7 protein-coding genes and 2 pseudogenes are annotated in these 10,531 nt (G+C 64.6%); 7 read left to right on the top strand and 2 right to left on the bottom strand.

Features of this window, described 5'->3' with window-relative positions; genetic code table 11:
• The 6 genes from BMON_RS08560 to ilvC all read left to right on the top strand — a co-directional run.
• Positions 1–370 (top strand): class II fructose-bisphosphate aldolase (locus BMON_RS08560; RefSeq protein ID WP_034885476.1); only part of this gene is annotated, 370 nt, incomplete at its 5' end.
• A gap of 70 nt (positions 371–440) precedes the next feature.
• A complete protein-coding gene (locus BMON_RS08555) occupies positions 441–1,742 on the top strand; it encodes an adenylosuccinate synthase (RefSeq protein WP_033512921.1) in 1,302 nt (433 codons plus the stop codon).
• Between the two features lie 114 nt (positions 1,743–1,856).
• Positions 1,857–2,912, top strand: coding sequence for a FluC/FEX family fluoride channel (locus BMON_RS08550; RefSeq protein WP_051918042.1), 1,056 nt, complete (start codon positions 1,857–1,859; stop codon positions 2,910–2,912).
• Positions 2,912–3,283 carry a fluoride efflux transporter FluC gene (locus tag BMON_RS08545; protein ID WP_033512919.1) on the top strand — a complete coding sequence of 124 codons (372 nt, stop codon included), beginning with the start codon at positions 2,912–2,914 and terminating at the stop codon, positions 3,281–3,283. Before BMON_RS08550 ends, BMON_RS08545 begins: the two co-directional genes overlap by 1 nt.
• 388 nt (positions 3,284–3,671) lie before the next feature.
• Complete coding sequence (locus BMON_RS08540) at positions 3,672–5,045, top strand: MFS transporter (RefSeq protein ID WP_051918041.1); 1,374 nt, start codon at positions 3,672–3,674, stop codon at positions 5,043–5,045.
• Between the two features lie 232 nt (positions 5,046–5,277).
• Complete coding sequence (ilvC, locus tag BMON_RS08535) at positions 5,278–6,333, top strand: ketol-acid reductoisomerase (protein WP_033512918.1); 1,056 nt, start codon at positions 5,278–5,280, stop codon at positions 6,331–6,333.
• A gap of 79 nt (positions 6,334–6,412) precedes the next feature.
• Here ilvC and BMON_RS08530 read toward each other — a convergent pair whose 3' ends face one another.
• A complete protein-coding gene (locus BMON_RS08530) occupies positions 6,413–7,930 on the bottom strand; it encodes an amino acid permease (protein ID WP_081883023.1) in 1,518 nt (505 codons plus the stop codon).
• A gap of 232 nt (positions 7,931–8,162) precedes the next feature.
• On the opposite strand from BMON_RS08530, the pseudogene BMON_RS08525 reads away from it, so the two are divergent.
• A pseudogene (locus BMON_RS08525) lies at positions 8,163–9,464 on the top strand (amino acid permease); the annotation flags it as partial.
• Here the strand turns inward: BMON_RS08525 and gndA are convergent.
• Positions 9,460–10,344, bottom strand: a pseudogene (gene gndA / locus BMON_RS08520) (NADP-dependent phosphogluconate dehydrogenase); the annotation flags it as partial. The pseudogenes BMON_RS08525 and gndA overlap by 5 nt on opposite strands.
• Positions 10,345–10,531 lie beyond the last annotated feature (187 nt).

The following is a 10,531-nucleotide window of genomic DNA, read 5'->3' as shown; positions in this document are numbered from 1 at the left end:
GCTCGAGCACCCATCGGCCCGCGCGACCGCCGTTCCCGACGCGATCGTGCGCGAGGCTGTGGCCATGGGCAAACCCTTCCCGCTCGTCTTCCACGGCGGATCCGGCTCCGACCCGGCCGACATCGCGGCCGCCGTGCGCTACGGCGTCGTGAAGATGAACGTCGACACCGACACCCAGTACGCGTTCACCCGCGCGGTGGCGGGGCATATGTTCAGCCATTACGATGCGGTGCTCAAGGTCGACGGCGAGGTCGGCGACAAGCATTTCTACGATCCGCGCTCCTGGGGCCGCGAAGCAGAGACCGCCATGGCCGCGCGCGTCGTCGAGGCATGTCGGCGCCTCGGTTCGGCGGGCCACGCACTGCACTGAACGGGGTGTGCGGTATAGACGTTGGGATACGCTGTTTCAGGCGGAATCATGCGGATGCGGAGGTGCGGTTATGCCCGGAATCATTCTTATCGGAGCTCAGTGGGGCGACGAGGGCAAAGGCAAGGCGACCGATTTGATCGGCACCCATGTCGACTATGTCGCGCGGTTCAACGGCGGCAACAACGCGGGTCACACCGTGGTGGTCGGCGATGAGTCCTATGCCCTGCATCTGCTGCCCAGCGGCGTGATCAATCCCAACGTCACGCCCGTCATCGGCAACGGCGTGGTGATCGATCCCGAGGTGCTCTTCGAGGAGATCGACGGGCTTCAGGCCCGTGGCGTCGACTGCTCGCATCTGCTTGTGAGCGAGGAGGCCCATGTCATCGCGCCGTATCACCGCGTACTCGACAAGGTCACCGAGCGCTTCCTCGGCAAGCACAAGATCGGCACGACCGGCCGTGGCATCGGCCCGGCCTACGCGGACAAGATCAACCGCGTCGGCATCCGCGTGCACGATCTGTTCAACGAGCGCCACCTGCACGACAAGGTGGAGGCCAGCCTGCATCAGAAGAACCAGATGCTCGTGAAACTGTATAACCGCCGTCCGGTCGACATCGACCAGACGACCAAGGACCTGTTGGCGTTGGGCAAGCGTCTCAAGCCGTACGTCGCCAACACCTCGCTGGTGCTCAATGAGGCGTTGGACGCCGGCAAGACCGTGCTCTTCGAAGGCGGTCAGGCCACCATGCTCGACGTCGACCACGGCACCTATCCGTTCGTCACGTCGTCCAACCCGACCGCGGGCGGCGCCTGCACCGGCACAGGCGTGGGACCGACCAAGATCGCCCGCGTCATTGGCGTCTCCAAGGCGTATGTCACCCGCGTCGGCGAAGGCCCATTCCCCACGGAGCTGCTCGACGAATCCGGCGAATGGCTGCGCCAGCAGGGTCATGAATTCGGTGTCACCACCGGCCGTCCGCGTCGGTGCGGCTGGTTCGACGCCGTCGTGAACCGGTACGCCGTCCAGGTCAATGGCCTGACCGATCTCGTGCTGACCAAGCTCGACGTGCTCACCGGACTGCATGAGATTCCGATCTGTGTTGCCTACGACGTCGACAACGGCGACGGCACACACACCCGGTACGACCACATGCCGGTCGACCAGGCTGAGTTCACCGCAGCGCGACCCGTCTACGAGACCATGCCGGGGTGGAGCGAGGACATTTCCAAGGCCCGCAGCTTCGAGGATCTGCCACAGACCACCCAGGCGTACGTCAAGCGACTCGAGGAGTTGTCCGGCTGCCGGATTTCGGCCATCGGCACGGGTCCCCAGCGCGACCACATCATCTCGGTGCGTTCGCTCGTCGACTGAGGCTCGGGTTCTCCTGCATCCGACCTTCGGGACCGCCATGTCATACGTCGCGACGACGATCGGACGCATCACGCAGGCCACGACCGATCAGAATACGCAAAGGAGCGAAGACTGATGGATTCCACGGCGAAGGAACCGTTGCCCGGCGATGTTCCGGACAACGTCGCGACGAACGACGTTGATGATGCGGTGCGCGATGACGGTGCCGACCTGCCCACCGGGCACGCCAACGAGGCGCTCGGGGACCTGTTCGCCTCGGCGGTACTCGATGCCATGCCCCGCCTTGACGACCTGCGGGTCCCCTCCAAGGAGACCGTTACCGAACCCGCGCCGAGCACCATGGAGATCGCGGCCGCGCAGGCCCGCAACGTCGCGCCGCGGCCTTTCGGGAAGGCCGCCGCACCGGTGCCCCCGAAGATCCCCCTGGCACCGCTCAAGCATCTGCAAGCGCGGTTCAACCCGCTCGCCGACGGCATCATGTATCTCGCCGTTTTCCTCGGAGGATTCCTGGGCGTGGCCCTGCATACGCCGATCACCATGATGTTCCCCCACGACGCCGCCCGTCCCGGTTCCGCCGTGGTGCCGTTGCTGGCGACGTTGTTGGTCAACGCATTGGCCTGTTTCGGCTACGGGACGCTTACCAGCTACCTGTCCCGGGCGGCGTGGCTGTCCAAACGGGTGCGCCAGATTCTGGGCAGCGGCTTGGGCATGGGGGTGTGCGGCGCGCTCTCGATGATGGCCATGGCCATCCTCCAAGGGTTCCTGCTCCTAGGGGACGGCGACTACGCGATGTTCCTCGCCTATACGGCAGGCAGCCTGAGCTGCGGGGTCGTGGCGGCCCTGCTCGGGAGCCGGTGCGGGCGGCTGCTGGCGGCTCATCAGCAGCGGCTCGTCGTGGCCAAGGCCGTCGCCGACGCGAATGCGGAGGATCGCCGTCGCCGCCATGCCAAGACGGTCGGGGCTCATGCGCAGACCGTGTCGGATGCCTCGCATGCGTTACATCCACAGGCCGTGGAGTCCACAGGCCCGGAGGGGGCCGTCGACCACCACGAGACGGTCGATGCTCGGCAGGCCCCGGCCTCGGGGCAGGCGCCGTTGGCCTACGAGCCGCCGCCCATCACGGCGGAGATACCGCTGGTGCCCGATCCGGCGACCGGGGAGGTCCACTGATGATCTGGTTCATGGTATGCGTGTTCGGTGGCCTGGGTGCTGTGTCGCGCTTCATTCTCGACACCTCCATCCAACGCTGGTGGAACCGCGTGTTCCCGCTGTCGACGGTGCTCATCAACATCTTGGCGGCATTCTTCGTCGGTCTGGCCGCGGCCTCGTATCTGGACCGCACGGTCAGTGGGGCGACCTACCTCGTGTTTGTGCTGGGTTTCTGCGGCGGGTTCGCGACCTTTCCTGCCGCCGTCGGCCAGATGCTCTCCTTGGTTCGTCAGCGCAAGGTCTGGTCCGCCGCGCTCTATCTGGGGGTGACGCTGTTCGGTACCATGGCGAGCCTTGCGCTGGGCTGGTGGCTTATTTCCCTCGGGCACTGATGTCCACCATGCGGACGCCCCCGCACATCGGCGAAACCCCGGGCCTACGTTATCAACCAAGTCGGGTATCAATCCGACACGAACTTACAGCATATGAGAGGAGGTCCGTTACGATGACCGGAACAATGACATCATCACTGCGCCAGACGATGCGTCTGGCAGTTGCACGAATTATTATTCCGTCTTCGCTGACGGACTGATTCGGCATCCACGCTGAAGACCCCGCCAACGAAGGCAGGGCCTGAAGCACAGACACAATCCACGTTTGGGCCCCGCACAAGTTGCGGGGCTTTGTTGTTTGCGGTCCACAAGACACATCACAGGCATGAGGCACGGGCAAGTCCGACATGAACCATGGCGCTCCGGCGCAGGATCAGGGAGATTTCAGATGACAGCAGTCGACAGCACGACCGAGTTGCCGCAGGACCTCGAGGGCACATCGCCCGCGGCCCACGTGGCAAAGGCCGTCCGGCAATCAGTGAAAACCGTGATCGCGGCCTCGATGGTCGGCACGGCCATCGAGTTCTACGATTTCTACGCCTACGGCACCGCCGCGGCGAACTACTTTCCCAAGGTGTTCTTCGGGCACACCGGCACCGCCGCGCTGATCGGCTCGCTGCTGACCTTCGCCGTCGCCTTCGTTGCGCGGCCCGTCGGATCCCTGGTGTTCGGCCACTTCGGCGACCGCATGGGGCGCAAGACGACGCTGGTCGTCTCGCTGCTCACCATGGGCGTCGCGACCTTCCTCATCGGCTGCCTGCCGACCTACGACATGTGGGGCTGGTTCGCCGTGGCCGTTCTGGTGCTCTGCCGCTTCGTGCAGGGCATCGGGCTGGGCGGTGAATGGTCCGGGGCGGCGCTGGTCGCCACCGAGAACGCGCCGGAGAACCGCCGCGCGCTGTACGGATCATTCCCCGAGCTCGGCGCCCCGATCGGATTCTTCCTGTCGAACGGCACCTACTTCCTGCTGGAGATGTTCAACGACTCGAACGCCATGCTCACCTGGGGCTGGCGCGTGCCGTTCCTGCTTTCGGCCGTGCTGGTCATCGTCGGACTCGTGGCCAGGGTCCACATGGAGGAGACGCCGGTCTTCCAGCGTACCCTGCGTGAGCACCGCGTGGTCAAGGCTCCGCTCCGCGAAGTCTTCCGCCACAGCTGGCGTCAGGTGCTGCAGGCCACGTTCCTGGTCGCGGTCACCTACACGTTGTTCTACACGTTGGCGACCTGGTCGCTGGCTTGGGCGACCAAGCCGGTCGGGCAGGGCGGCGGCGGCCTGGGCTTCACCAACCAGGAGTATCTGCTCATGCTCATGGTCGCGATCTGCGTCTTCGCGCTGTTCATCGTGCTCTCGTGCCTCTACGCCGATAAGGTCGGACGTCGCAAGGTGCTCCTGTTCTCGTCGGTCGCCCTGGTCGTCTTCTCGCTCCTGTTCCCCTATCTGCTCATGGGGCAGGGCCAGCGCGACACCGTATCCGTCATGGTGTTCCTGTGCGTGGGCTTCGCCCTCATGGGCATCGCCTTCGGGCCCATCGGCGCTTTTCTTCCCGAACTCTTCGCCGCGAACGTGCGGTATTCGGGTTCGGGCATCGGTTACAACCTCGCGGCCATCGTGGGTGCGGCCTTCGTGCCCTCCGTGGCGACGTGGCTCTCGGAGCATTGGGGCGTGCAATCCGTCGGGATGTATCTCGGCGTGATGGCCCTGTGCTGCCTCGTTGGAGTGCTGACATGTAAGGAGACCAAAAATACCGATTTCGAGCGGTGACGGCATGCGGGGTCATGTCCCGCACCACCGATAATCGAGGATGGTCTCGGGCCGTTGCCCGACAGGTGGACCCGAATATGGGGATTTCCCCATATGGGGTAGTATGGGCAACGATTCAGGACACAATCCTCTTAGACAGGCCAAGGACATCGGTCGGCGCGGCATCAAACGCGTGCGATCGGATGTCATCAACAATCACAATGATTATTACCTCTATTAGGAGAACACTATTATGACAGCACAAATCTGGTATGAGAACGACGCCGACCTCTCCGTATTCGACGGCAAGACCGTGGCGGTCATCGGCTACGGCTCACAAGGCCATGCTCATGCCCTGAACCTTCGTGACTCCGGCGTCAAGGTCGTCGTCGGCCTGCGTCCGACCTCCAAGTCCGTGGCCTTCGCCAAGGAGCAGGGTCTCGAAGTCAAGTCCGTCGCCGATGCGACCAAGGAAGCCGACGTGGTCATGATCCTGGCCCCCGACCAGTACCAGGCGCAGATCTACCGCGACGACATCGAGCCGAACCTCAAGGAGGGCGCGGCGCTCGCCTTCGCGCACGGCTTCAACATCCACTACGGCTACATCAAGCCTTCGGCCGATCACCCGGTCTTCATGGTCGCCCCCAAGGGCCCGGGCCACATCGTGCGCCGTGAGTACGCCGCCGGACGTGGCGTGCCGGTGGTCGTCGCGGTCGAGCAGGATCCGCGCGGCGACGGCTGGGGCATCACCCTCGCCTACGCCAAGGCTCTGGGCGCCCTGCGCGCCGGCGCCATCAAGACGACGTTCAAGGAGGAGACCGAAACCGATCTCTTCGGTGAGCAGGACGTGCTCATGGGCGGCATCAACCACCTGTGCGAGATGGGCTTCGAGGTCCTCACCGCGGCCGGTTACCAGCCGGAGATCGCCTACTTCGAGGTGTTCCACGAGCTCAAGATGCTCGTCGACCTCATGAACGAGGGTGGCCTGAACAAGGCGCGTTGGAGCTGCTCCGACACCGCCCAGTACGGCGACTTCACCTCCACGGTCATCGACGAGCACACGCGTGAGCGCATGCAGTACCAGCTCGGTCGCATTCAGGACGGCGCCTTCGCCAAGGAGTTCATGGAGGATCAGGCCAAGGGCGCTCCGAAGTTCAAGGAGCTGCAGGAGGAGTTCTCCCGTCCGCAGCTCGAGACGGTCGGACCGAAGCTCCGCGCCATGTTCTCCTGGAACAAGGGCGAGGCCGCTGACGCCGATGAGAAGGAATCCTTCACCGGCAAGATCGCCCGCGCGCAGACGCAGGAGTGACGCAGCAGTAGGACACCGCTGATTCCGGGGCGGCGCGGCCACAATGGTCGCGCCGCCCCGGTGTTTTTGCGGCTGTCGCTCAGTCGGTCGTGTCCACCGTTTCGATTGTGTAATCCGTTCCCGCGAGGCGGTCGTGATGCGCGCGGATCTGATAGATCGCCAGCAACAGGATGATCCACACCGGTCCGGCTATCACGGCCGCACGGTAACCGGGGGAGAAGCACATGAGGACCACGATGGCGGCGAGGTAGGCCAGCACCGTCCAGGCGACGACGCGGGCATGGGGCAGCGCGAACCGCAGTCGGCGCAACGCTTGGTGACCCTCCAGTCCCGCCAGGTCGCCCGGGCCCTTGCCTGCCTCCACGGCCCTGCGGAAGTGCATGTGCGTGAGCAGGATGATCGCCCAGTTGAGCATCGTGGCGATGGTGGTGATGCTCATGAGGTAGTTGAACGCGAATTCGGGCCACAGGAACACGATGACCACGGTCCCCGCGGTGATCACCGCCGAGGTCAGCACGCCCGCCGCCGGGACCCCGCGTGCGCTGAGCATGCCGAGGAACGCCGGCGCGTTGCCCTGTTTGGACAGGGAGAAGAGCATGCGGGAATTCGAATAGAGCGCGGAGTTGCAGACGCTGACCACGGCGGTCAGGCACACGAAGTTGAGGATGTCGGCGGCGGCGTGGACGCCCACGGAATCGAAGATCTGCACGAAGGGGCTGGTGGAGCCGGTGATGGTGTTCCACGGCACGACGGCCATGATCACGCCGAGCGCGCCGATATAGAAGATGAGGATACGCGAGATGATCCCGTTCGCGGCCTTGGGTATGGTCCGGGTCGGGTCGATGGTCTCGCCGGCCGTGATGCCGATGAGTTCGGTGCCGCCGAAGCTGAACATGACGACGCACAGCGACATGAGCAGGCCGGTCCAATGGCCGGCGTGATCCCGTGACATCAGCCCGTGGGGCAGGAATCCGCCGCCGACGGTGAACCAGTTGACCGGCGAGGGGCAGATGCCCGACGTGGTGGGCAGGGCCATCACGATGACGGCGATGCCGCCGAGGATCATGGCGACGACGGCGATGACCTTGATCGCGGAGAACCAGAACTCGAATTCCCCGAACCGGCTCACGCCCAGGAGGTTGACCCCGGCGATCGCAACGAGGAACACCGAGGCGGAGACCCAATGGGGGATGGCGGGGAACCAGTAGTTGGCGAACGTGCCGACGACGGAGAGCTCGACCATCGAGACCAGCACGTAATTGACCCAGTAGTTCCACCCGGACACAAAGCCCGCGCGCCGTGACCAGTACCGGGTGGCGTAGTAGCTGAAGGCGCCGGAGCGCGGGTCCTCGACCGACATCTCGGTCAGCGCCCGCACGATGAGGAAGATGGCCAGCCCGCCGACCAGGTAGGCCAGGAGGATGCTCGGCCCGGCCAGGCCTATCGCCTCGCTCGACCCGTAGAACAGCCCGGTGCCGATGGCCCCACCGAGGGCGATGAGCTGGATGTGGCGGTTCTTCAGCGATCGGCGTACGCCTTCATGGCTGTCTGCGTGGATCTCGGTGTGCTCGTCCGAGCTGCTTGTCGCGTGCGTCATCGTTGCTGCCCCTTTGTGTTGCATGGCCTCCTGCATCCTAGTGCGTCGTGGCAACGTCGTGCGGGCGGCGTCGCGGCGTGCTGGCGGGAGTCCCTGTTCGTAACGCGGCCGGGTATATCATATGGGAGATATCTTAGGGGGCGGCGGCCCACCCGGGCGGGAGTGATCGGGCTTGGGCGCATGAGCTCCAACGAAAGGCATTATGCGAGTTGACGATACAGGCGAACAGCACATGACGACCGGTGTGGCCGGGGACCGGAAGGGGACCGGGGCCGCCGGCTCATCGGATCTGCGGTCCGTGGCCTCGCTCGACCAGGACAACAAGCTGGACCGTGGCCTGTCGGCCCGCCACGTGCAGTTCATCGCGATCGGCGGCACGATCGGCACCGGGTTGTTCCTGGGCTCCGGCAAATCCATCAGCCTGCTCGGCCCCGGCATCGTGCTCGTCTACATCGTGGTCGGCGTCGTCATGTTCCTGCTCATGCGGGCCATCGGCGAGCTCATGTACCGCGACCCCAGCCAGCACACGTTCATCAACTTCATCGACCGTTACCTCGGCCACGGCTGGGGGCATTTCGCGGGCTGGTCGTACTGGCTGGTGCTCGTGCTGGTCGGCATGACCGAGCTCACCGCCGTCGGCACGTATTTCGTAACCTTCTTCCGGGTGTTCGGCTTTGACCTGTCGAGATGGCAGTGGGTGATCGAGCTCGGGTTCCTCGCCATGCTGGTCATGATCAACCTCATCGCCGTCAAAGTATTCGGCGAGGCTGAGTTCTGGTTCTCCATGATCAAGATCACCCTGATCGTGGTCATGATCCTCACCGCCATCGTCATGGTGGTCATCAACTACCATTACCCCGCCGTCAGCGTGCACGGCATGGAGGGCACGTCCCCGGCCGGCCATGCCGGACTCGACAACCTGTGGCGTGGGTTCACCTTCCTGCCCAAGGGCTGGATGGGCTTCCTCATGAGCTTCCAGATGGTCTTCTTCGCCTATGAGACCATCGAATTCGTCGGTGTGACGGTCTCCGAGACCAAGAACCCGCGCACCGTGCTGCCCAAGGCCATCAACCAGATCATCGTGCGCATCCTCATCTTCTATGTCGGCGCGCTCATCGCCATCATGCTCATCGTGCCGTGGAGCACGTTCCAGCCGAATGCCGACGGGTCCTTCGCCTCGCCGTTCATCATGGTGTTCCAATACGCCGGCCTGTCGTGGGCGTCCGCGCTGGTGTTCTTCGTGGTCATCACGGCCGCCTCCTCGTCGCTCAACTCGTTGCTCTACTCGTCCGGACGCCACCTGTTCCAGCTCTCGCAGGATTCGAGTTCGCCGGAGCTGGAGAAGCTCGGGGTGGTCTCGAAGTCCAAGGTCCCGGCGAGGGCGATCCTGCTGTCGGCGGCGCTCATCGTGCTCGCGCCGTTCGTTGACATGATCCCGGGCATCTCGGGCGCCTTCGTGCTGTTCTCCTCGGCCTCGAGCGCGTGATCATCTTCATCTACATCCTGACCATGGTCGCCCATCAGCGGTACCGGCTCGACAGGCCGCGCGCGAACACCGCCTCGGCGATGCCGGTGACCGGCGTGGCCAGCGACAGGGCCGTCTGCACGGTCCACGTGCCGGTGCCCTTCATGCCCGCATGGTCCACGATCACGTCGACCAGCGGCTTGCCGGTCTTATCGTCCTTCTGACGCAGCACCTCGGCCGTGATCTCGATGAGATAGGAGTTGAGTTCGGTCGTGTTCCACTGGGCGAACACGTCGGCGATCTCGCCGGGCTCCATGCCCAGGCCGCGACGCATGAGGTCGTAGCTCTCCGCGATGAGCTGCATGTCGGCGTACTCGATGCCGTTGTGCACCATCTTGACGAAATGCCCCGCACCGTCCTTGCCGATATGCGTCACACAGGGCTCACCCTCGGCCACCGCCGCGATGGACTTGAGGATCGGGCCCAGCGTGCGCCAGGACTCGTCGGTGCCGCCAGGCATGAGCGAGGGGCCGTTGAGCGCGCCCTCTTCGCCGCCGGAGACGCCGCAGCCCACGTAATGCAGGCCACGCGCGCGAATCTCCTTCTCGCGCCGGATCGTGTCCTTGAAATACGAGTTGCCGCCGTCCACGATGATGTCGCCAGGCTCCATCGCGTCGGCCAGCTCGCCGATGACCGCATCGGTGGGCGCCCCGGCCTTCACCAGGATGATCGCGGTGCGGGGACGGGCCAGCGAGGCCACGAACTCCTCGACCGTGCGCGAGGGGACGAAGGAGCCCTCGTCGCCGTGTTCGGCCATGAGTTTCTCCGTGCGCTCATAATGACGGTTGTACAACGCCACGGTGTTGCCGTGGTGCGCGAGGTTACGGGCCAGGTTCGACCCCATGGCCGCCAATCCCACGACACCGATATTTGCAGTTCCTTCGGCCATTGCATTGCCTTTCGCACTTGTGTGGGCGTCCCGTATCGAACGCCATAACGCAGTTCAGTCTATCGCCGACCGGTGAATTCCTCGGCGCTGCGACCGCATTCCATCCACCAGCGAACGATGGCGGGGCCGCAATGTGATGTATCCGACATTCACCCCGCGCACGGGTCCTGGGCCACCTCGGGACGTG

The sequence above is a fragment of the Bifidobacterium mongoliense DSM 21395 genome, assembly GCF_000741285.1.
Classification (GTDB): domain Bacteria; phylum Actinomycetota; class Actinomycetes; order Actinomycetales; family Bifidobacteriaceae; genus Bifidobacterium; species Bifidobacterium mongoliense.
Note: the sequence above shows the minus strand (reverse complement) of the source record. Positions and strands in the feature narration are given on the sequence as shown.